Source organism: Streptomyces sp. NBC_00659 (assembly GCF_036226925.1).
In the GTDB taxonomy this organism is placed as follows: domain Bacteria; phylum Actinomycetota; class Actinomycetes; order Streptomycetales; family Streptomycetaceae; genus Streptomyces.
In genome coordinates, this window is the sequence record NZ_CP109031.1 from 3221098 (window position 1) to 3242852 (window position 21755).

Sequence of the window (21755 nt, forward strand, 5' to 3'; positions counted from 1 at the left end):
TACGCAGGTCGGTCGATGAAGGTCAAACCGCTCGGCCAACGGTTCTCAGCGAACCTTGCCGGGCGGGGTCGGCCGCTGTGGTCGCTGTACTTCGCTGCTGTACCGCAGCACTCGTTGCAGCGGCTTCGCTTGGTCGTGCTCGGCTGCCCTGAACGTGGGCCCGTACGTGATCTGAGGTTGGGTGCGCTCGGTCATCGCCAACAGCTCGTCGGCTGACGAGGGACGACCGGAAGCACCGTACGGCGGCGACCGCCGGGCCGGGGAGTTGCTCCCGTTGCGCCCCAAGGGCCGGCGCGGGCCGGATACCGTTCCCCGACATGAAGATCGTGATCTGGTCCTTCCTTGCCCTGTTCCTCATCGTCGCCGCCATCGGCGGCTTGCTCAGCGCCGCACATGGACACGACGCCCCAAGCGTCATCCGCGGCCTGGTCGCCAGTGCCTGGTTCTCGTGGGGGGCCTGGGTCAGTTGGAAGAGGGCATCTCGCCCCCGGAACACGGAAATTGCCCCCATCCAAGAACCGCACCAGAGACTTTGGCGGCGACGATGACCCCTGCTGTCGGCCTGGCCACGGGAGTACGCACCTCAATTGACCATTGGTTGAGGAGCAGTTGTTGACGGTCGTCATTGGTCGTCGCGGGAGGTTCCCGACTTGGGCCCCGGACATCGCACGCCGGGCGTCCGGCCGTGCTGTCGGAGGCGGCTTGTATCCTGCACGCATTCGACGATCAAACGATCACGGATACGGGCATGCGGGCATGCGGGCACGGGGCGGGCGTCCAGGGGCGGGAGCGCGGGGATTTCGATGAGTGACGCACATCCGATACAAAGCCATAGACCGGGCCTCTCGGTCGGCGCGCGCATCATCGCCGTGGTCGTCCTCGTCGCGATCGGGGCCGTCAGCGCCTGGCTCCAGCACGACGCTCCCGGCCGGAGTGCGGAGCCGCGTACGGAGTTCACCGCGAACAACCCGCCCGCCGGTCTGCCCACCGCGCTCACCACCGGCCAGCACCTCCACTGGTCCGACTGCACCTCGCCGCCCACCGCGCGCACGGGCTACGACTGCGCCACCATGAAGGCCCCCCTCGACTACCGGAAACCGGACGGCAGGACGATCGACGTCGCCCTGATCCGCCGCAAGGCCACCGGCCCGAACGCCCGGCGCATCGGCTCGCTCGTCCTCAACTTCGGCGGCCCCGGCGTGTCCGGCGTGAGCGGACTGCCCGAATCCCTCAACGAGTACGAACCGCTCCTCGACCGCTACGACCTGGTCTCCTTCGACCCGCGCGGCGTCGGCGCCACCATCCCCGTGCGATGCGGGAAGACCGCGGACGACACCGGCTACGACGGGGCCGAGGCCTGCGCCGAGCACTTTGGGGCGCTCCTCCCGTACATCGGCACCTCGCACACCGCGCGCGACCTCGACCTGATGCGCTACCTCCTCGGCGACGAGCGGCTGCACTACTTCGGCGTCTCGTACGGAACGGCGCTCGGCGCGGTCTACGCCCACCTGTACCCGTCGCACGTCGGACGGCTCGTCCTCGAAGCGTCCGTCGATCCGACCGAGGACCTCGACGAGGAGCAGGTGTCGCAGGTCAAGGCGGTCCAGGCGGCGTTCGACCGGTTCGCCGCGCACTGCGCGGCCCGTATCCGCCACTGCCCGACCGGCGACGGGCCCGAGGAGGCCGCGCGGCGCATGGCGCGCCTGGCCGACCGCCTGGAGAAGAAGCCCGCCCCGGCCGGCGCCGGAAGGAACCTCGACGCCGACGACCTCGCGTTCTCCGTCAGCGACCATCTCCGCCTCGGCACGGACGGCTGGGCGCCGCTCGCCAAGGCCCTCACCGCGCTGATCGACCACAACGACGGCCGTCCGCTGATCAAGGACCCGGACGACATCGGCTCCGCCGACCGCGCGGCGAGCCCGCGCGACAGCATCCGCGCCGCCCTGATTGCGATCACCTGCGCGGACTCCAGCCTGCGCCCCGGCTTCGAACGCCTCGACCGGGACGCGGCCCGCGTCAAAGCCGCCTCACCCGTCTTCGGCGCGGCCTGGTCCAGCGGCGTCTACCTCTGCTACGACTGGCCGTTCGACGGCGAGCGCGCCACGCTCCAGGTGAACGCCGACGGCGCTGCTCCCGTCCTGGTGGTCGGCGGCACCGGCGACCCGACCACCCCCTACCCCGGCGCCCGCCACATGGCCCGCGCCCTGGGCGACGGCGTCGGCGTCCTCCTGACGGCCGAGGAGGAGGGCCACGGCACATACCCGCAGAACCGCTGCGTCACGGAGACGGTCGACCACTACCTCCGCACGGGCCGCACCCCGGCCCCGGGGACGGTGTGCCGGGGCAGCATGTCCTGAGGCTCGTACGGATCCGCCGGGCGGCTCAGCAACAGCGCGGGCGTTAGCACGTGAATGGCGCAGCGGCCCCCACCGGCCGGAAACGACAGAGGCCCAGATCACCGGCTTCACACCGGCTGACCTGGGCCTTGTTCGTGTCCTGAGACTGGTGGGCGCGGACGGTTTCGAACCGCCGACATCCGCCTTGTAAGGGCGGACGTGGTCGGTGACATGTTCGCCCAGGTCACTACGGCCCTTGCGGCAGCCCAGGCGAACGGCGCATCTCGACTGCGGCGAGCCGTCGTTGACCGTGGTTGACCGCACGATGTGGCACGGCTGTGGCACGTTCCGAACGACCGAGGGTCTAGAAGGCACTTTGCGGGTAGAGCGTCCACCCTCGGCTGACCTGCCTCTCCCTACGCCCGGCCGCTCTCCGAAGAGCACCGAGAGCGCGACGATCCGTGACAGAGTCGGCGGTGGTGCAGCCTGCGTCCCGCCTTGCGGGGTTCCATGAGCGATCCATTAGCACTACGGTGCCGCTCGTGAACTGGGGGACACAGATCAGCACGGTCATCGGCGCCATGCTGGGCATCGGTGCCACCTTGCTCGTCGATCGCGTGCGGTACCGCCGTGATCATGCGAGCCGTGTTCAGGATGTACGACGAGATCTCTACACCAGGTACCTCACGGCCCTGACCGAGAGTTCATCCTCCTTGCGGCTGATCATCCTGAGGGAGGCTGACCCAACTGTTCGCTACCAGGCCGCTTTGGATGCCTTTCGAGACTCCTCGGTGCTCATGCGGCGCTATGAAATCAATCTGCAGGCACCGCCGGCAGTCAAGGAGAAGTCGGATCGCGTGTACCGACTCTTGCGTCAGTGGCGAGACCTGCTCGACACAAGGCCGGACCTCTCCTTGACCTCAGCGGAGTACATCGAAGCTCTTGATCAGTTCCACGAAGCACGCAAGGACCTTCAGGCGGTAATGCGCGAAAACCTCTGACACAGGGCACCGTTGGCCCGCGATCAGTGGAGCCTGGCTGGTGGGGCGCCGTTCATCGCTTGCCGACCGTGCCGCGCCCCTGACACAGGCTTTGAAGTCTGGCCTCATCCTTATCAGGTCGATCACAGGGTCCTATCAGCGTCGCTCAACCGGCCCTACGTCCCGCTCGATCGTCCATTGAGGTCCCGCGCCGACCGCTCGTGTTCGTGCCTGTTGGTGTCAGCCGCTGATGTCAGCCGGGCCGCACAGTGCCCAAGGTCCCTCCAGGCGTGACCATCCGGCGCCCCTTGCAATCGGTACTCAGGTACAGGTTTACCGTCGGAGGTGTCCCAGAGAGGGGACGTGATGACGGGAGTGAGCGCGATGACAGAGCTGGGCTGGGTACCGCAGTCGTGCACGCTGCCGACCGAGGAGCAGCCGTTGCGGCTGGCTGAGTGGGATGCCCTGTTCGCCACGCAGGTCACGGCGCCTATGCGGCTGGAGCCGCTGCGGGTTCGGCTGGAGCTGCCCGGTGGAGCGGAGTGCGAGGAACGGACGCGGGACCTGGCGGAGCGGGAGAACGGTTGCTGCTCGTTCTTCGGCTTCACGGTCACCGGTACCTCGGCCGCGGTTGTACTCGATATCTCGGTGGGTCAGGAACATGAGGCCGTGCTGAACGCTCTGGCGGCACGGGCGGGCGCCGCAGTCGCCTCTCAGGAACTGCAGTGAGCGGCGCAGACCTGCGCAGTGGCCAGGTCGCCGATGCCGCCGGGGTGAACATCCAGACCCTGCGCTATTACGAGCGCCGCGGGCTGCTCGCCGAGCCGGATCGAAGCCCCGGAGGTCACCGCCTGTACGGGGGTGAAGCGGTGACCACGCTGCGCATAATCAAGGCTGCTCAGCGCCTGGGCTTCACGCTGGACGAGGTGGCCGAGCTGCTGGAGACCGGACGCCACCGCCACGGCCGCCCCGTCGCGGGCTTGCAGGAGCGTGCGGCGGCCAAGCTCGCCGAGGTCGACGCGAAGATCGCGGACCTGACCACGATTCGCACCGCGCTGGTCACGGCCGTCGAGGCCGGGTGCGATGACCTGACCGAGTGCGCGGCGAATGCCTGCTGCCCGATCCCCTTCACCGACCTAGCCGAGGAGAACCGCAATGCCGGCCCCTGCTGCTGATCCCCGCCCGCCCCGGACCACCAACGCGCTGGCGAGCCTAGCCGGGCTGGCCTGCCTGGCGTGCTGCCTGCTGCCCGTCCTCATCACCGCAGGCGTGGTGGGCGCGGGAGCCTCCGCGATCGTGGGATGGCTGCCCGCCATCGCCATCACCCTGGCCGCCCTGGCCGGAGTGACCTGGTGGGCCATCCAGCGACGCCCCTCGTGCTCCTGCGCTCCGTCGACCGGAAGCGACGCTGGCTGCGGGTGCGGGAACCGTACGCACCCGGCGAAGATCACAGACTCTAGTGCTGGGTAGGGTCCCGATCCATGGTCGTCGCCCGCTCCCTTGCTCTGTTCGCCGTCGCTGCCCTCTTCGAAATCGGTGGGGCCTGGCTGGTGTGGCAGGGCATCCGCGAGCACAAGGGCTGGATCTGGGTCGGCGCCGGCGTCATCACCCTCGGGCTGTACGGCGTCGTGGCCACCTGGCAGAGCGATGACAACTTTGGCCGCATCCTCGCCGCCTACGGCGGGATCTTCGTCGCCGGATCGATCGCCTGGGGCATGATCGCCGACGGATACCGCCCCGACCGCTGGGACGTCATCGGCGCTCTGGTCTGCCTCGCCGGAATGGCTGTGATCATGTACGCCCCACGTAACCACTGATCGGGGCGCGGTACTGGCGTCATCCCCGGTGTACCGGGCGCTCTAGTCTGTCGCATCAGAGCGAGCGGGGACGGGCTGGGCGAGGCGGGCCATCAGGTGAACTGGGAGCTGGGTGCGGCCGGGCTGGCGGTCGGGATGCTGATTGCCGTGGTGACTGCGCCGGTTGGAGTGTCCGGGGCGGTGTTCCTGCTGCCGGTGCAGCTCAGCGTCTTCGCCGTGCCGAACCCGTCCGTCACGCCCACGAATCTGCTCTACAACGTGGTGGCGGGACCCGGCGCCCTGCTCCGCTACCGACGCGACGGCGCCCTGCGGGGACCGCTCGTGCGCCGACTGCTGCTGGGTACCCTGCCCGGCGTCGTCCTCGGAGCGGTCATCCGCGTATTCGCCCTTCCGGGTCCGAACATCTTCCGCCTCCTGGTCGCCGCCCTGATGCTGCCGCTCGGCACCTGGCTCATCTTCCGGACCCTGCGCCCTGAGCCTCCGGAGGCCCGACGCCCTGAGCCTGCCCCGAGGACAGTCACCGGCCTGGCCCTTGTGGTCGGGGTCGTGGGCGGCATCTACGGCATCGGTGGCGGCTCGATCCTCGGCCCCGTCCTCGTCGGCCGCGGCGTCCCTGTCTCCCAAGTCGCCCCCGCCGCGCTCGCCTCCACCTTCGCGACCTCGCTGGTCGGCGCCTCCACCTTCGCCCTGCTGTCCCTGACCCAGAGCGGCAGCATCGCCCCCGACTGGTTCCTCGGCCTGAGCTGCGGTCTGGGCGGCCTCATCGGCGGCTACCTCGGAGCCCGCATCCAACCGCGCCTACCCGAGAACCTGCTCCGCCTGCTCCTTGGCACACTGGCGGCCGGACTCGGCACCCTCTATGCGATCAACGCCCTGCACTGATCTGCCACCTCAACCTCTCACGGCGCCTGCACTTGAGGACGGCACCTCTCGAACTCGGAACTTGAGCGCACCGGCCAGGACCCAGCTTTGAGAACCCCTTTCGGGGGGCGGCATTTGAACCCACGACCTCTTCGTCCCGAACTCTCGGCCGAGAGGTCACTGAGGTCTGCCGGGCTGGTCAGTCGGGGTCTTGCGGCTGCTGTCGGTCACCTAGGGTCGGGAGGGTTGCTGTACTTCACTGCTGTACGCCAGGAAGGGCCCTGCTTGGATCGGCCCATGATTTCTGTTGGCACCCCGGACGAGACGCAAGAGAAAGCAGAGCTTGCGGTCTGGTTCGGCGGAGCGTCCTTGGCGTTCTGGTTCTGCTGTCCGTTCTGGATACTGGTCAGCTTCGTCGCGCTGCCTCTGGCGCTCGTTGGCCTGGTGCGGGCCTTTGTCGAGTACAGCGCATCAAAGTCGGGGCGAGCGAACAGGACGCGAGCCGTAGCAGGTGGCGTGTTGTCCCTCTTGGGGGCGGCAGCGGCGATCACCTACATGATCTTTCTGGCCACCCATCCTGATCTTCCCGTCCAGGGGTAGCCGCCTCATGGCGGCCTGTTCGATGCGGGTTAGGCGGACGAATAGACCCACCGCTTTAGGAGCGAGGTTGGGCGATCCCAGGCGTGACCTGCGGATTCCCTGGCTTGGGAACAGGTCGGCGGTATTGCCCTGGCAACCCCCGACACCCCGTGAGCCCCCGTGCGTTCTGGCACGAGAGTGGCACGGCCCGGGACCGTGATCCCCTGGAGGACCTCAAGGTCGCCCCTTTTTGAATCGGCACTCAGTCCCGTGCGAGCCATCTCTTGACGTTATCGGCCTCATCCGTCGTGAGTTCGCCGTTCCTGAGCATGAACTGGGCAAACTTCCTGATCGCTGAAGCGCGGTGAGGACGCGGCACCGCCAAAACCGACAGGTCCTCCTGGTTCTTCGTTCCGACGATGATGACGTCCCCCGTCGGAGACATCGTGGCAAGTCCTTCCAACGCGGGCCCGTTGATGGTCTCCCTGTTGGAGCCGGCAACGGTCCATTGCGCCTGGAGCCGCACTCGCGCCCAGTAAAGGTCACTGTCGTATGGTTCGTCGTCGTGCAGATTGACCATGAGGAGGAACTCTCCGCTCTCCCCGAACAGCCCGAATCGCGATGCCAGACCAAACCAGGCGTCGTCGACCTCCTGGAGAGGATCGGGACTGTCGTATGCGACGACGATGTCGACGCGCCCGTCTTGCGGTCCACATGACGTTGCATGAGCCGCTTGGGGCGGACAGGAGGTCACCGTTCGCTCGACAGCGAGCAGAGTGACCCCCGACGAGGCAAGTATCCTGGACAGTTCCTCAAACGTCTTCAGGGCTGCCTCCCAGCAGAAGCGTGCGAATTCGAACTGCACGAGCTTCCCACAAGCGTGGCCCCAGAACGCCGTTCGCTTTCCTGCCACAGTGACGCCAAGGCGAACGGCATTCTCGGGTCCCGTCTCCTGGACCGCCTCTTCGGGGAGTGACCGCTCAAGCCGAGTCAAAAGGACCGCCCTTCGGGCGCCCACTCGCCATGGGAGCTCCCGCACGCGGGCGTCTACTGGGTAGCGGGTAGTGGGGTCCCCAGTAGAAACGCCCCAGTAGAGGCCTCGGAGCGCCCTGACTGGGGTGCCTACTGGGTAGTGGGGTGCCGTCCCTCATTACCCAATGGCCCCGCCAGGCCCGCTCTCTGGAGACACCCAGGGTGTTTTCGGCGGGATGTATGAGAGCCAGTGGAACGGCGGATTCTGGAGCCACGTTGGGCCATCCGCGAGGAGAATGGACAACGGCACAGCACCATGATCGGCGGCGGAAACGGGAGCCGCCCCTATCGGGTGACTTCGGTCAGCCCGGTTTGCATGCGGGAGTGTCTGTGGCGGGGATGTGGCCTTGAGCAGGTAGCTCGTGGGCCCCGGGCCCTGCCGGTCCGTGTCCCTGACAGGCGCGGTCGGGGAGGGCCCGGCCTCGTTCTGCCGTGGCGAGTAGTGGGTCGGAGGTCCTAGGTCGGGCTTACGTCTCCAGCCCGTTACGCCACCGTGGCGCCCTGCCTACTATCCATGTCATGGATACGACAGGGACTCTGGATGAGGCGCTTGAACGACTGCACAACTCGGGGCCCGAGCGGCTTGGACGGCTCACCAATCACGCGCCGATGGCCGTCGAGGCCCTCGCTACTCACGGACAGGCACATTCGGTGCACCGCTGGCTCGACCTGTACGCACGCAAGCTTGAGGAGTTCCCGTCCCGTGTCGAGCCAGTCACGGACGGCAGTTGGTTTTCCGCGCTTGGCGATCCGCGTCGCGCGGCCGACTGGATTGGCTACTTCGAGCGCGAGATCGCCGAGCGTCCGTGGCGCGAGGTGCTCACTCAGTGGTGGCCCCGTCTTCTGCCCGGCATGTACGGCGGCTCGACACATCCGGTGATTCGGGTGGGCCACGCCGTGCGCACATTGCTGTCCGGCGAGGTGACCGAACCTCGTCTGGCTGAACTTGCTCACGGTCTCGGCTACTGGGCCGCGCGCCACCGCACCGTCGCGGTTCTTGCCCCGCTGCCCGGCGCCGACAGCGCAGCTGCCGCCCTCGACACGATATCGCCCATCGCCATACAGGACGGTGGCTTCTCCACCCGACTCAACCGCGTCACGGCCCTGCCAGTGTGGGCGGCCTCGGTAACGGAACCGAGCGACGCATACCGCCACCTCGCCGAACTGGTGCGGGCGGCAACACACCGATATGCCACCCACGGCCACGGCGAGGAAACGATGCTGGTCCACGCGGCCACGGCTCCCAACGCTGTCCTGCGCACCCTGCCCGCGCTCCCCCACGCCCTGTGGCTATCGAGCCTGCGGGCAGCCTGGACGGCCTCCGCGGCAGTGACCGCGATGTACGCACCGGCCACCTCGGTTGCATACGCCCCGCCCGGCACCTTCACTCCCGAAGAGGTTTTTGAACGCGCCTTGGCGCACGGCGATGAACACGTCATCAAGCTGACAGATACAGCCCTCGATGTCGGCGATGAACCGGCCCTTGCGGCGGCTTTGCGTTCCATGGAGCTGAGCGCCCCGTTGGGATGAGCGCAACCGCCTGCACCGGGTGCGGAGGTGCATGCCACGGACATCACCGTTTCTTGCTCTGGCGTTCGTCCTGAGTGGCCTGGTAGCGGTAGGAGTCGGTGCCGGTCTGGATGAGCGTGCAGCGGAAGGTGATCCGGTCGGCGATGGCCGCGCAGAGCCGGGGGTCTCCGAAGGTCTTGTCCCACTCGGCGAACGGGGAGTTGGTGGCCACGGCGGTCGCCTTGCACTCCTCCCGCTCGGTGCACGTGGTGCAACAGCTCAAGCTAAGCCTGAGCAAGGCCGTGTTCGCGCCCCCGAAGGGCGGCAAGCTCCGTGACGTCCCTCTCTGCCCGACCCTGTGGCAGAGTCGCTACAGGAGCACATCAAGCGGTTCCCGCCTGTGGAAATCAAGCTCCCGTGGATGCGAGCGAACGGCCAGCCGGTGACCCGGCGCCTCATCTTCACGGGCCCCAATGGTGGGCACGTCTGGCGTACGTCGCTGAACGAAGACCACTGGAAGCCCGCGCTCGCCAAGGCCGGCGTCATCCCCAAGGCCAAGAGCCGCGAGCACGCCGCCGCTCGGGAGCACGGCATGCACGCGCTCCGGCACTTCTACGCGTCCGTGCTTCTGGATGCCGGGGAGAGCATCAAGGCCCTCGCGGAGTACCTCGGGCACTCCGACCCGGGCCTGACGTTGAAGGTGTACGCGCACCTCATGCCGAGCAGCCGGGACCGGGCCCGGAAGGCTCTCCGGCCGCAAGATCACGAGGGCTGAGGTTCCAGAGATGTTCCACAGCATGAAAATGCCCCCGATCTGCGCCGTTAACGCAGGTCGGGGGCGTGATCACATTCTCTACTTCTTCTTGCCCTGGGTCTTGCCGGAGATCTTGGTGAGCTGGGTTTTTGCTGGTCAGGAGCAGTGGCCTCGTGCTCCTGGTGGTCGTCGTTGGTCATCAGTGGCCACTGTTGAGCGACGTCGGACGGCCCAGAGACGGCCCAGCAAACGCCATCATGAGCGTCGGTCTACAGCATTACGCAGTGCTTCGAGCCAACCGGTAAGGAGCCACCGAAGACGCCATAGCCAGCCTCTCCGCCTTCCGTGCGGCTGCAGGACCGGACTTGGCAGCGTGCGGGAAGGCCGGCGCGGAGTACGGACGCTTCTGCGCCGCGGACTGCCACCGCCATGCAGATGGCAGTAACCGTTCCACCCGGCCGAGTTTCCGCACGCTCGCCCCCGCAGTGTCACACCGGCACAACGCCCCATGAGCGGAGTCTCGCAGAGCCCGCACGACCAAATCCGCCGACGGAGACAACTGCTCACGACAGCTACTCAGATCCATCCCTTGAGCTATCAGCTTGGGAAGCTGCGGTCCTTTGCGGGCAGTTCAGGCGCTGACCTGGTCGGACCGATGGGTGCAGCCTTGACGGTCTCGGCCGCTTTCACCGTGTTTTCCCGCTGTTCCCCGCACGATCTGGTGCGGTTGTGGTGCGGGCTGCGCTGTGACAGCTTCCGGACAGCTACCTCGCCGGACTCCGCCTGTGCGCGTCGATGATCTGGATCAAAGACCTCACCCAGGGCGCTGATTGATCACGAACTCGATACGTTCTCCAGGTACGCGGCCTGGGCGGAGGGCTGGGTGTCTGTTCCCAGCCACTCGCAGAACAGGATGGTGGCGTCGTCCTGGAGCTGTCCGTGGTGGTGGTCCAAGACGGCGTGGATGACGCGGCGAAGAGTCTCGGGAACGGGTAGCCCGTCGGCGTGGCACCGGATGAGGAGTTCCACGAACCGGGCGAGGCCGAATTCCGAACCTCCCGCTCGTCGTGCTTCGGTGATGCCATCGGTATACAGCACGACCCGGTCGCCGGGTTCCAGCTGTTCGCGGCACAGATGCACAGGCAGGCCGAGGTCGATGCCCATGGGGAGGGCAGGCTCGCACCGCAGCCGACTGTTCCAGCGGCCGCCCCGGATGATCAGGGGCAGGTGGTGGCCGCGGTTGACGAAAGTGAGCAGACCGGTGGCGGCGTTCAACTCTGCAAGGATGCCGGTGGCGTAGCGCTGGTGGTGGAACTGCTCGATCAGGTCGGCCTCGATCCGTTCGCTGGTCTCGACCAGATCGCATCCATGGCGTCGGGAGTTGCGGCAGGTGGCCATGGCCAGGTTCGCAGTAAGCCCTGCCGCGGTGTCGTGGCCCATGGCGTCGAAGATCGACAGATGGACGTGGGTTCCGGCCGTCGCGTAGTCGTAGGCGTCGCCACTGACTTCATAAGCGGGCTCCAGTGCTGCCGCGATGACAACCCGGCCGTCGGCATAGGCGTGCGGCGGCATGAGATTCCACTGCATCTCCGCGCCGACGGCCATGGGCGCGGTCCGCGTGAGCCGGGCGTAGGAGTCGCTGCGGTCCCGCTTGCTCGCGACGACCAGGGCAGTGAGTGCGGCCAAGGCATCGGCGTCCTCGCGCACCATATCGTCCTCACGAGAGGTGCAGACCTTCATCACCCCGAAGCGTTCCATGCCGTTCAGTACCGGAACCCACCAGGCGCGGACACCATCGTCATTTACAGGTCCCGCAGGGAGGATCTCCCCAGTCTGGTAGGTACGTCCCGCCAAGGTGCCGTCGATCCGCAACTCCGCCGGGTCATCCCCGGGATCCTCGCCGGCATCCGGTCCTTTGCCGGTGAGCAGCCGCAGGCACCGCAGCTCCAGGTCCGACAGGTACACGAGCACAGTCGGGAATCCTGCGGGAGCGGCGCAGCGGTCCAGGGACTCGGGCAACGACTCCAGGGGCGCGAGGTGGCTGGTCTCCAGCAGGTCGACCAGCATTCGACGTACCGGGCCGTCCCACGTTGTCATCCGGGCACCGCCGATCCTGGGCGCACACGCCAACCGTTGGCTCCAGTCTTGCGGCCGAAGCCGCGCCACGCACCTCCGAGCAATTCGGAGGCGCCCCGTGCCGTACCGCGCAGCAGCCACGTGCGAGCACAGCGAGCTACCAAGGATCGCGCGACCGTAGACCGTTCCTTACATCACTATCCGTGACACCGGCAGGTGGCTGAACGATTGCTTCTGGTACTGAATACGGCCTCTGACGAAGTGCGGCGCTGCGCCGAAACTCGCCGGGGAGCTGCACGTTCGCTGTCCTTGACTGTCGTCGGCGGCCACCTCGGACGGCCCGGAGACAATTCCGGGACCGCCGTGTTTCCCGTTGCCTGGACCCCCTCGATGCGAACTATGGGCGCGACGGTTGTTGAGGTCTGCCGGGCTGGTGAACCGGTCGCCAAGCGCTGGTGGAGGTCGGCTGCGGTCATGCTGGTTGCTGTACTTCGCTGCTGTACAGCAACCAGTTTGGAAGATCGCGTTTGTGAGTGCGGCCGACCTGCGACCGCGCCGCACGCGACCTGCCAGCACCCGAATGCATCAGCGGCGTTCGTCGGCCTGGGATGCCCGGTTGCGTAGGGTGACCGAAGAGCCGGGCAGGCGAGTGAACCGGCCCCGGACGCGGGAAGGGTCGTGCGGTGGGCGAGGCTGAGCACGGGGACGTTCCGAACGGCGGTAAGCCGGACGCGGCAGCGAGCCCGGTCAAGCAGTCGGGCGCCCGCAGGTGGCTGCACATTCTTGGCGCTGTCGTGGTGGCGATCGTGCTGCCGGTCGCGGTGGCCGGGATCGTTGCCGGGCAACTGGGTGCCCGGGCTGTGTTCCTCGGACTGCTCCTCGGCGTTGTCGGGGCGAAGCTGGGCGGAACCCGTCGCATGCTGTACCTCGCCCCCGCGGTGGGGGTCGCGGTCGGCCTGGGCTCGTTCACCGCCTACGACTGGTGGTGGGTGGCGCTCCTCGCGGTGACCGGCGCCGTCGTGGGGGCGGGGATCGGCTTCGGCTGGTTCCCGCCGCTGCTGACGCTCGCCTTCGCTGCCACATTCGCGGCACCGACGCCGTCCGGCACCGACGCGCTGATCTCCGGCATCATGGCCGCCCTCGGTGTGGGCTACGGCATCGTGATCGCCCACCGCTTCGGCACCGCCCCCGTCGTCGAAGGCGACCGCCTGCCCGCCGGGGTGGCCGCCGTGGTGGCGCTCGTGTTCGGCGTCGCCCTCGGTGCCGGGGCCGCACTCGGGGTCGCACTCGGGTGGACCGAGCCCTACTGGGTGCCGGAGCCGATCATCATCCTCGCGCTGTACATCGTCACAGGAAAACGCGACCGGATCCGGGGCAAGGCCATCGGCACCGCAGTCGGTATCGCCGCCGCCCTGCCCGTGGCGATCCTCGCCCCGTCCGTCTGGGTCACCTCGGCTATCGCCACCGCTGCGTTCATCGCCGCTCTCACTCAGGCCGACAAGTACTGGCTGATGTACGGCCTCTACACCTTCGCCCTCGTCCTCGCACTCGCTTCCCCCGGCCAGGTCGCCGTTGAGGCCGAGCACCGGGGCTTCGAAATCCTCGCCGGCGTCGCCATCCTCGTCATCGGCCTCGCCGTCGTCCACGCCATCGGCAACCGCCTCCTGCGGCAAAGCCCACAACCCGAACTCGCAACCGGCAATCACAGCATCTGACGGCTGCCCACACCTCGCTCACCCCTGCGGACCCCAGTTCCCCGTGAGTTTCTGTCCGTTCTGGCACGAGAGTGGCACGGCTCGGAGACCGTCCAGCATCTCGCCTGCCGAGGGCTGACAACGGCGAGAGGTTGGCTCCGAGACTTTGGGCGGGAGCTGCCATGGGGCGAGTGATCATGGCCCCGTAAGCTCATCGCGAGTCGGGCAGTCTGTGGACCTGCCCGTTAAAGCACGACGTTGGGGCCATGATCTTCGAGGCTCGCCCCATGGTGGCTGCCTAAAGTCTCGGAGCCAACCGCCCCATCAGCGTGTTTACCGTTCTCGACTCGGGCCCGCACTCGCTGCGGCCCAGGGCTTGGCCCCGGCGCCGAAGGCGCAGAGGGGCCAAAGCCCAAGGGCCAGCCCGCGCTCGCGCGGGCACTTGATGAAGTAGAGAAAGTTCTATCCCTTGGGCTGGCTGCGCTCAGCGCGGTACTCGTCCAGCAGGCTGAAGAACAGCTCGACCGCTGGTGTGTTGGAGGCCTCGGCCTCGCGCTCGATCTCAGCTGCCCATCCCAGGGAGCTGTGCCTATCCAGCCGCTTCCACAGCCACTCGGCGAATGGCCCCTGGCAGCCAGGGTTCCAGAAGTCGAAGTCCTCTGCGGTGCCGTGCACTGCCAACGCGACTCGGTATCCGACAAGCATGGAGTCGAGATGCTGCAGGGAACTGTCAGGCAGCCACATCCCGGGGCGCAGGCGGACCTCGTCAAGGAAGTCGTGTACGTCGCCCAGCTCGGTCAGCTGCCTCGGCTTCTGCCGTGTTCCATCTGGTGCAGTCATCGGGGCACCTTAGCGGCGCAGCAGTTGCTTGCCATCGTGGCTCCGCACGTGCGGGCCGTTGCCGTCCAAGGCGTCTAGGAGCCGGATCGCGAAGACCTCGGCCATGCGCTCACTGACCTCTTCGGGCGTGAGCCAGTCAACCGCGGTCGATTCGCTGGACGTGCGCTCGGTGCCCCCGGAGGGCTTGCACCGGAAGACCAAAGCGACGACGCCCCTGGTCGTGTTCTTGTAGACGCCGGTGAGCTGGTCCACCTCGACGTGAATGCCCGTCTCCTCCAGGACCTCGCGGGCGACGCCGGCCTCGGGGGTCTCGTTGAGTTCGAGTACGCCGCCGGGGAGCTCCCAAGTGCCGTTGTCCGCGCGGCGGATCGCCAGGAGTCGGCCGTCCTCACCGATCACCACTCCAAGGGGCGCCGCCGCCGCTTCGGGTCCGTGCGCAAGCTGCCCTCCGGGCGCTTCCAAGCCCGCTACCGGGGCCCGGACGGTTTGATGCGGACGGCTGACGCGACCTTCGCGACGCAGACCGATGCGGACCGCTAGCTGGTCAGGCAAGAGGCCAAGATCCTTGACGGTGACTGGAAGAACCCTGACGTGAAGATCGCGTTCGGCGACTTCGCGGCGTCCTGGTTCAAGGATCGTGGCTACGCGGCCACCACGCGTGAGCGCAACGCGGGCGTCCTCAACCGGCACATCCTGCCGACGTTTCGCGCGGTCCCCCTGCGGGAGATCACCACGCCGCAGGTACGGCGCTGGCGTACCGACCTGCTCGATGCCGGGGTCGGGCCGGCCACCCTCTCCAAGGCGTACCAAGTGCTCCGGGCCATCCTGAACACGGCCGTGGATGACGAGCTGATCGAACGCAATCCGTGCCGGGTCAAGGGCGCGGGCACGGTCACCCACACCGAGCGGCCGTTCCTCTCCGTACCCGAGGTGTACCGGCTCGCCGATGCGGTCCCGCCTCGCTGCCGCGCCCTGGTGCTCCTCGCCGCGTTCGCCGCGCTCCGCTTCGGTGAGCTGGCCGCGCTCCAGCGCCGGGACGTCGACCTGGAGGCCCGTACCGTCTCCGTCCGCCGCTCGTACGCCGAGACCCGGACGCATGGCCTGACGGTCAAGGCTCCCAAGAGCGCGGCGGGCGTCCGCACCGTGGCGTTCCCGGCCTCGCTCGTGCCCGAGCCGGCGCACCACCTGGCCGAGCACGCGGAGGCCGCCGAACCGGGCTCGTCTTCGTCGGGGCCCGCGGTGGTGTCCTGCGGCGGAACAACTTCCGGCGGATCTGGCTCCGCACGCTCGCCTCGACCGGTCTCGGTGACGTCCACTTCCACGATCTCCGGCACACCGGGAACACCCTCGCGGCGACCGGCGGCGCCACGACCCGTGAGCTGATGCAGCGCATGGGCCACTCGTCGGTGCGGGCCGCGCTGGTCTATCAGCACCTCGTCAACGGACGCGACCACCAGATCGCCGACTACGTGGACGGTCAGATCAGGAAGGTGCGGCGCCCTCCGCGCGGTCCATCTGGCACGTGAGTGGCACGACAGCCCCCACCGACCGGAAACGACAGAGGCCCAGATCACCGGCTTCACACCGGCTGACCTGGGCCTTGTTCGTGTCCTGAGACTGGTGGGCGCGGACGGTTTCGAACCGCCGACATCCGCCTTGTAAGGGCGGCGCTCTACCGCTGAGCTACGCGCCCAGGACGATTCGACAGCCTACATGGCCCGGGGGGATACCCCGCAAACCCGTATCGGGCGAGCGGGTGGCGGGGGGACGAAGGCTCGGGGTGACGGGGCCCGCCAGGTCGGTCCGTGGCGGGGGCCACGGGGGCTCGGGGCCCGTGGTCCGGGGGTTATCCCCACCTTTCATTCGGGAGCGGCCCGGATCGTCCAGGGCTCCGTGGGTGCCTACCGTCGAAGATGCTTCGCCGACCGGCTCCGGTCGAGGTGTCCAGGTGTCCAGGTGTCCAGGCATCCGGGATCCCGCATCCGGGCTCGACGTTTGCGAAGTTCCGACCGACCGTCCCAGGGGGAGATCGTCATGGCCCGCACGCGCACCCGCGGCACCAGCAGGAACCGTACCCACAGCCCCACCCGCGCCACCCGCCCCGCCGCCCTCACCGCACTCGCGCTCGCGCTCGTCGCCGGTGTCAGCGCGTGCGGGGCGTCCGCGGGGGACGACAAGGAGCCCGAGACGCGGTCCTTCGGGCTGCACGGGCGGACCCTGACCGTCGACTCGGACGACTCCGCGCTCGATCTGGTGGTGTCGGACTCTGCCGAGGCCGGTGAGGTCCGGGTCACCCGGTGGTTCCAGGGGCACGTCACCCTCGGCGGGGACCCCGAGGTCACCTGGGGCATGAAGGGCGGCGACCGGCTGGTGCTGCGGATGAAGTGCTCGGGTGTCGTCGCCGACTGCTCGGCCCGGCACCGGATCGTGGTGCCGCGCGGGGTGGCCGTCAAGGTGGAGGACGGGGACGGGTCGGTGAGCGCGCAGGGCTTCGAGGAAGCGCTGAGCATTCGTACGGCGGACGGTTCGGTGCGGGTCAGCGACTCCTCGGGAGCGCTGGATCTGCGCAGCGGCGACGGCTCCATCCGGGCCGTCGGCGTGGACGCCCGCAGCGTGCGGGCCCGTACCGACGACGGCTCGGTGCAGCTCGAACTCGGCACCGTGCCGGACCTGGTGGACTCCCGCAGCGGCGACGGCTCCGTCTCGATCGTGCTGCCCCGGGCCGCCTACCGGGTGACGGCCGGGAGCGGTGACGGCTCGGTCCACGTGGACGTGCCTCGCGACGGTTCCAGCTCCCACCGGGTCTCCGCGCACACCGACGACGGAAAGATCACGGTACGAACAGCGAACTGACCGGCCCGTGTGTTCGTCTTCAACCGGTGGGAGAATGACAGCCGGGCTAGGCGGATGACAGCACGGGAGAGGGATGTGACGGCGACACCTTCGCGGCCGTACTCGCCGTTCGCGGGACCCGCGCGGCCTGCACACCCACACCCACACTCGCCCGGCTTCCGGCGGGGCCGCCCGTCGGCACGGTCGGGGCGCCCCCCTCGTACGTACGTCGCTGTCCGTGACGTTCTCACGCTCGTCGCTCTACCCCTGCTGGCCGCCCTCGCGCTGCCCGCGGCCTTCGCGGGAGGCGGCACCCGGCGCTGGTTCGGCGGGCGGTCCGAGAGCCAGCGGGCCGAGGCGCAGGCAGCCAAGGACGCCGCGGCGGCGGCGTTCTACGAACTCGACACCGCCCAGCGCGACCTGCGGATCTCGATCGAGACCATCACGGCCGTGGACGACTCGCCGGCCGCCCGCCGCGTGGTCTCCGACTTCGCGGCGCTGGGACAGCGGATCGACGAGGCCAGCCAGAAGTACATCACCGCCGTCGACGCCCACGATCTCGACCGGGACGAGCTGGAGGCGTCGGTCGCGGAGCGGGCCCGCGCCGAACTCGTCGCCGCGAAGGACGAACTCGGCCGTGTGAAGGCCGATCTGGACCGGTTCGAGCAGAGCCTCGGGCCGCTGCTCGGCAAGGCCGAGACCCAGCTCGCCCGGCTGGCCCCGGCCGTCGAACGTGCCCGCCAGGCACTGATCGCCGCGTCCAACGCCCTCGATTCCGTACGGCAGTCCGGGCTGAAGGCCGACGATCTCGCCGCCCGGCTCGCCGCTCTCGGCCCCGAGCTGACCAAGCTCAACCAGGGGGCCGGGCAGCACGGCGTGCCGGAGACGCTGGAGCGGGCCGAACGGGTGTCGCGCGAGGCCGAGGCGGTGCGCTCGGAGGCGGAGCGGCTGCCGGAGCGGGCCGCGGAGATCGACCACCGGCTCGTTTCGCTGCGGACCCGGGCGCAGGCGCTGACGACCCGCTCGGGGCAGGTGGAACCGGTGCTGAGCGAGTTGCGGCGGCGGTTCTCGGCGGCGTGCTGGCAGGACCTCCAGCATGTGCCGGAGCAGGCCACGGAGAACGTGCGGCAGGCAGAGGCGAAGCTGAACGAGGCGCGGACCGCGCGGGAGGCGCAGCGCTGGCCGGACGCGACCTCGCTGCTGGCGACCGTGCGCGCGCTGCTGAACAGCACGGACGAGGCGGTGTCCGCAGCCGGTGACCGGCTGCGGAGGCTGAACGCCGTGCAGAAGGATCCCCAGCAGGAGATCGACCGCACCCGGTTCGCGATCCGGGACGCGCAGCGGCTGGCCATGGCGGGCCGCTCGACGCCCGACCCCCGGCAGGCCCGCCCGCTCGACGAATCCGTCGGCCGGCTCGACCGGGCCGTGGCCACGCTGGAGGGCCGGCACCCCGACTACTGGCATTTCCTGACCGAGACGGAGGCCGTGCGGCAGACGGTGGCCCGCGTGGTCGCGCAGATCCGCGAGGAGCGCGGCGGCGCCTGAGACGCCCCGCGGTCACGCGGGGAGACCGAGACGTCCCGCGTGACCGGAAACCCCCAGGTGGCGGCGGAAAGCCCTGAAGGGGCTCCGAGGTCGTCTGGGCCATCCCCGGAGCCCCTCGCGGCCCCTCGGAGCCCTCGCGGCTTCCCCGGAGCCCCTGTGCCTTCCTCAGAGCCCCTGTGCCTTCCTCGGAGCCCTCTCAGGAGTCCTCCCGCACAACTCCTGCCACCGGCCGATCAGGGGCCGATCGGACTCCGGCCGGGTCCGATCAGGTGCGGTATCCGTAGTACGCCGCGTTCGGGTACGCCGCGAGGAGGCTCGACAGCGAGCGGCGGTAGGTGTCGGTGTCGTGGTAGGTCAGGTACGGCACCCCACTGGCGCTCCGGTACGACGTGATCATGGAGTGGTCCTTGGACCCGTCCTTGTCGAAGTCCATCTGCATCACGTCACCGATGTCCATCTGGTAGACGTTCGCCAGGGGCGTGGAACGCTGGGCGGTCTGGGTGAACCAGGACCACTCGTTGACGCCGACCCAGGTGTCGGTCTGGGTGGACGAGGTGTAGTTCCAGGTGCCGTACTCCTCGTCGGAGCCGGCGACCGTCGCCCAGCCGCCCGCCTTCAGGGACTGGCTGACGTAGTTGGTGCAGTCGCCGCCGACGGAGTTGAAGCTGCGGTAGGCGGGGTTGTAGTTCTTCCAGTACTTCTCGGCGTACGTCGCCATGCCCGCGTAGTCGTACGGGCCGCCGGTGAGCGTCTTGGGGTTGGCGGGCGCGGGGTACGTGGTCGCTGCCCGGGGGGCGTCGACAACGGCCATCGTGGTCCTGCGCGGTGCTGTCGTGACGGGCTCGTTGACCTGCCGGGGACCCTTGTCCGTCGAGCGCTCGCCCGTCAGCTTCCAGGTGCCGTCCGGCTGGGCGGCGAAGGTCAGGACGTGGTGGGCGCGAAAGCCCGTGGTGGCGGGTTCGTCGCCGCGGATCTTCCGGTAGGTGAGGGTGGTGGTCTCGGTGACCCAGGCGGTGGCCAGCCGGCCCGTCACCCGGGTCCGGTCCACGGCGACCTCGGTGTCGGCGGCGCTGTAGGCCTCACCGAGGGCGGCGAGACGGGACCGCGTGCCGCGCAGCGAGGAGAGAGCGGCGCTCTCGGTGTGGGCGAGGGTGCCGGACACCCGTATGCCCGCGGTGGTCGCCTTGAGGGCCGTACGGGCCGTCGGGGCCCGGTCCAGCAGGGCGGCGGTGCGGTCGGTGAAGACGGCGTCGGCCACGCGGCCGAAGGCATCGGCCGTCGACGCGGTCACCCGGGGGGCGGGGGCCGCCGCGTGGGCGGCGGACAGGGGCAGCAGGAGGGCGGAGAGGGTGATCGCCCCCACGACGGAACAACTGCGGCTTAAGTTCTTCGGTGTCACTGGTGATTCTCCTTGATCCCCGGTCGGACTCCAGGGAAGGGAATCTTTACATGTCCCACTCAACTGTGCGGAATCCGGGGGGAGTTCGCGTCGAGTGCAACCAAGTCCCATATGTCGGAGGTAAGTTGATCTCAATGCGCTGCCGGGGGGCCATCGGCCCGACAGCGGACCCTACTTCACCACGGTCGACCAGTCCGGTGACTGAGCGGGGTCCAGGCCGCGCAGGCGTTCCAGGGTCTCGGGCTTCTGCACGTCGAGCCAGTCGGACAGCTCTTGGAAGGACACGCACTTGACGCCCTTCTTCGTGCACACAGTCTTGATGACCTGATCGATGGCCCTCATGTAGATGCCGCCGTTCCAGTCCTCGAAGTGGTTGCCGATGAACAGCGGTGCCCGGCTGCCGTAGTACACACGGTTGAAGCCGGCCATGTAGGAGTTGACGGTCTGCTGCTCCCACTGCGGGTACTGGGCCGGGTCCCCCTCGGTCTCACCATCGGACTGGTTGTAGAGGAAGTTGAAGTCCATGGACAGGCCTTGGTACTTGCCGTTCTCGTAGGGAAGCATCTGCAGCGGGAAGTCCCACACGCCCTCCTTCTTCTTCGGCCAGATCTGGAAGTCGCCCGCGGAGCTGGCGTCGTAGCGCCAGTTGTACTTCTTGGCCGTGGCCTTCATGGCCTTGAGCAGGTTCTTCTGCCCTTCGAGGCAGGGCGCGCGGCCGCCGCTGATGGCCTTCGCCGGGTCGAAGGGGAGCGACGCCAGGTCGGTGTAGCCGGTGTTGGTTCTCCACTTCTCCACGAAGGAGAAGAACTGGTTGATCTCGCTCTCCCACTCCTCGACACTCCAGTCCCCGCCGCCCTTGTCGCCGCAGAAGTGGCCGTTGAAGTGGGTGCCGATCTCGTTGCCGGCCTTCCACGTCTTGCCGAGCTCCTCCAGCGTGGTGCGTATGTGGTCGTCGGTGGCGTAGCTGATGGCCGCCGAACCGGGCGAGTGCATCGGCGGTTCGTAGAGCGCCTTCTTGTCCTTGGGCAGCAGGTAGATGCCGGTCAGGAAGAACGTCATGTGGGCGTTGTACTGCGCGGCCAGCTCCCGGTAGTGGGAGAAGAGTTCGTCGTCGCCCTGGAGGGCGCCGTCCCAGGAGAAGACGACGAACTGGGGCGGTTTCTCACCGGGCTTGAGCGGTACGGCCTTCAACTCGCCCTTCTGCGGGCCGGTGTAGGACGTGGAGCCGTCGCCCAGTACATGGGTCTTGCCGTCCCAGACCGGTCCCTTCTTCGCCTTGGTGGCCTGACCGTGCGCGCGGGCGGACGCGGCCGGGGTGGTGTGGTCGGTGTTCAGGGCCAGGTAGGTGGCGGCCGTGGACGTGACGACGAGGAAGGCCGTCATGGCCGCGAAGCCCTGACGTGCGGAGGCGGCGGCCGCGGCGGGATCGGACTCACGGCGTCGGCGCCGGCTGTGCTTCGAGTTCATACGGGGCACATTCTGCGAGGGGGACGGAAGGAGC

The 21755-nt window shown here is 68.4% G+C and carries 19 protein-coding genes, 2 tRNA genes and 4 pseudogenes; 16 read left to right on the forward strand and 9 right to left on the reverse strand.

All coding sequences use genetic code 11. The features are described 5' to 3' along the window. The first annotated feature begins 317 nt into the window (after positions 1-317). Both OG410_RS13935 and OG410_RS13940 read left to right on the forward strand, forming a co-directional pair. Positions 318-548 carry a hypothetical protein gene (locus tag OG410_RS13935; RefSeq protein WP_329299430.1) on the forward strand — a complete coding sequence of 77 codons (231 nt, stop codon included), beginning with the start codon at positions 318-320 and terminating at the stop codon, positions 546-548. Positions 549-803: 255 nt separating this feature from the next. Continuing rightward, positions 804-2357 (forward strand): alpha/beta hydrolase, encoded by a 1554-nt coding sequence (locus OG410_RS13940; protein ID WP_329299431.1) that lies wholly within the window; start codon positions 804-806, stop codon positions 2355-2357. A gap of 146 nt (positions 2358-2503) precedes the next feature. Here OG410_RS13940 and OG410_RS13945 read toward each other — a convergent pair. After that, a tRNA-Val gene (locus tag OG410_RS13945) sits at positions 2504-2592 on the reverse strand. Positions 2593-2878: 286 nt separating this feature from the next. Here OG410_RS13945 and OG410_RS13950 point away from each other — a divergent pair. The 6 genes from OG410_RS13950 (at position 2879) to OG410_RS13975 (ending at position 6594) form a co-directional block, all read left to right on the forward strand. Continuing rightward, positions 2879-3337, forward strand: a complete 459-nt coding sequence (locus tag OG410_RS13950) for a hypothetical protein (RefSeq protein WP_329299433.1) — start codon at positions 2879-2881, stop codon at positions 3335-3337. Between the two features lie 363 nt (positions 3338-3700). Further along, positions 3701-4045, forward strand: coding sequence for a hypothetical protein (locus OG410_RS13955; protein WP_329299434.1), 345 nt, complete (start codon positions 3701-3703; stop codon positions 4043-4045). Beyond that, positions 4042-4491: a MerR family transcriptional regulator gene (locus OG410_RS13960; protein ID WP_329299435.1), complete on the forward strand. Its 450-nt coding sequence runs from the start codon at positions 4042-4044 to the stop codon at positions 4489-4491. Before OG410_RS13955 ends, OG410_RS13960 begins: the two co-directional genes overlap by 4 nt. A 306-nt stretch (positions 4492-4797) precedes the next feature. Beyond that, positions 4798-5133, forward strand: a complete 336-nt coding sequence (locus OG410_RS13965) for a YnfA family protein (RefSeq protein WP_329299436.1) — start codon at positions 4798-4800, stop codon at positions 5131-5133. 96 nt (positions 5134-5229) lie between these two features. Further along, positions 5230-6015: a sulfite exporter TauE/SafE family protein gene (locus tag OG410_RS13970; RefSeq protein WP_329299437.1), complete on the forward strand. Its 786-nt coding sequence runs from the start codon at positions 5230-5232 to the stop codon at positions 6013-6015. A 276-nt stretch (positions 6016-6291) separates the two neighbouring features. Next, positions 6292-6594 (forward strand): hypothetical protein, encoded by a 303-nt coding sequence (locus tag OG410_RS13975; RefSeq protein WP_329299438.1) that lies wholly within the window; start codon positions 6292-6294, stop codon positions 6592-6594. A 241-nt stretch (positions 6595-6835) separates the two neighbouring features. Here OG410_RS13975 and OG410_RS13980 read toward each other — a convergent pair whose 3' ends face one another. Then, entirely contained in the window at positions 6836-7438 is a 603-nt protein-coding gene (locus OG410_RS13980) for a hypothetical protein (RefSeq protein WP_329299439.1), read from the reverse strand. 686 nt (positions 7439-8124) lie between these two features. Here OG410_RS13980 and OG410_RS13985 point away from each other — a divergent pair. Then, a complete protein-coding gene (locus tag OG410_RS13985; RefSeq protein ID WP_329299440.1) occupies positions 8125-9135 on the forward strand; it encodes a questin oxidase family protein in 1011 nt (336 codons plus the stop codon). 43 nt (positions 9136-9178) lie between these two features. Here the strand turns inward: OG410_RS13985 and OG410_RS13990 are convergent. After that, positions 9179-9376, reverse strand: a pseudogene (locus OG410_RS13990) (ATP-binding protein); the annotation flags it as partial. On the opposite strand from OG410_RS13990, the pseudogene OG410_RS13995 reads away from it, so the two are divergent. Further along, positions 9366-9889, forward strand: a pseudogene (locus OG410_RS13995) (tyrosine-type recombinase/integrase); the annotation flags it as partial. The pseudogenes OG410_RS13990 and OG410_RS13995 overlap by 11 nt on opposite strands. 813 nt (positions 9890-10702) lie before the next feature. Here OG410_RS13995 and OG410_RS14000 read toward each other — a convergent pair. Then, positions 10703-11935 (reverse strand): PP2C family protein-serine/threonine phosphatase, encoded by a 1233-nt coding sequence (locus tag OG410_RS14000; protein WP_443063886.1) that lies wholly within the window; start codon positions 11933-11935, stop codon positions 10703-10705. 692 nt (positions 11936-12627) lie between these two features. On the opposite strand from OG410_RS14000, the gene OG410_RS14005 reads away from it, so the two are divergent. Further along, positions 12628-13659 carry an FUSC family protein gene (locus OG410_RS14005; RefSeq protein ID WP_329299442.1) on the forward strand — a complete coding sequence of 344 codons (1032 nt, stop codon included), beginning with the start codon at positions 12628-12630 and terminating at the stop codon, positions 13657-13659. Between the two features lie 441 nt (positions 13660-14100). Here OG410_RS14005 and OG410_RS14010 read toward each other — a convergent pair whose 3' ends face one another. Beyond that, positions 14101-14478 carry a hypothetical protein gene (locus OG410_RS14010; RefSeq protein ID WP_329299443.1) on the reverse strand — a complete coding sequence of 126 codons (378 nt, stop codon included), beginning with the start codon at positions 14476-14478 and terminating at the stop codon, positions 14101-14103. A 9-nt stretch (positions 14479-14487) separates the two neighbouring features. Next, positions 14488-14874 carry an NUDIX hydrolase gene (locus OG410_RS14015; RefSeq protein ID WP_329304116.1) on the reverse strand — a complete coding sequence of 129 codons (387 nt, stop codon included), beginning with the start codon at positions 14872-14874 and terminating at the stop codon, positions 14488-14490. A 195-nt stretch (positions 14875-15069) separates the two neighbouring features. On the opposite strand from OG410_RS14015, the pseudogene OG410_RS42590 reads away from it, so the two are divergent. From OG410_RS42590 to OG410_RS14030, 3 genes and pseudogenes are all read left to right on the forward strand, one after another. Beyond that, a pseudogene (locus OG410_RS42590) lies at positions 15070-15291 on the forward strand (site-specific integrase); the annotation flags it as partial. 434 nt (positions 15292-15725) lie between these two features. Next, positions 15726-15854 (forward strand): annotated as a pseudogene (locus tag OG410_RS14025) (tyrosine-type recombinase/integrase); the annotation flags it as partial. Positions 15855-15860: 6 nt separating this feature from the next. Beyond that, on the forward strand, positions 15861-16004 hold the full coding sequence (locus OG410_RS14030; protein ID WP_329299444.1) for an integrase: 144 nt from the start codon (positions 15861-15863) through the stop codon (positions 16002-16004). A 92-nt stretch (positions 16005-16096) separates the two neighbouring features. Here OG410_RS14030 and OG410_RS14035 read toward each other — a convergent pair. Then, a tRNA-Val gene (locus OG410_RS14035) sits at positions 16097-16171 on the reverse strand. Positions 16172-16512: 341 nt separating this feature from the next. Between OG410_RS14035 and OG410_RS14040 the strand changes: the two genes are divergently transcribed. Further along, entirely contained in the window at positions 16513-17331 is an 819-nt protein-coding gene (locus OG410_RS14040; protein ID WP_329299446.1) for a DUF4097 family beta strand repeat-containing protein, read from the forward strand. 75 nt (positions 17332-17406) lie between these two features. Further along, a complete protein-coding gene (locus OG410_RS14045; RefSeq protein ID WP_329299447.1) occupies positions 17407-18855 on the forward strand; it encodes a hypothetical protein in 1449 nt (482 codons plus the stop codon). 265 nt (positions 18856-19120) lie between these two features. On the opposite strand, the gene OG410_RS14050 is transcribed toward OG410_RS14045, so the two are convergent. After that, a complete protein-coding gene (locus OG410_RS14050) occupies positions 19121-20254 on the reverse strand; it encodes an amidase domain-containing protein (RefSeq protein ID WP_329299448.1) in 1134 nt (377 codons plus the stop codon). Positions 20255-20425: 171 nt separating this feature from the next. Further along, complete coding sequence (locus OG410_RS14055; RefSeq protein ID WP_443063749.1) at positions 20426-21721, reverse strand: hypothetical protein; 1296 nt, start codon at positions 21719-21721, stop codon at positions 20426-20428. Between the last annotated feature and the right edge of the window lie 34 nt (positions 21722-21755).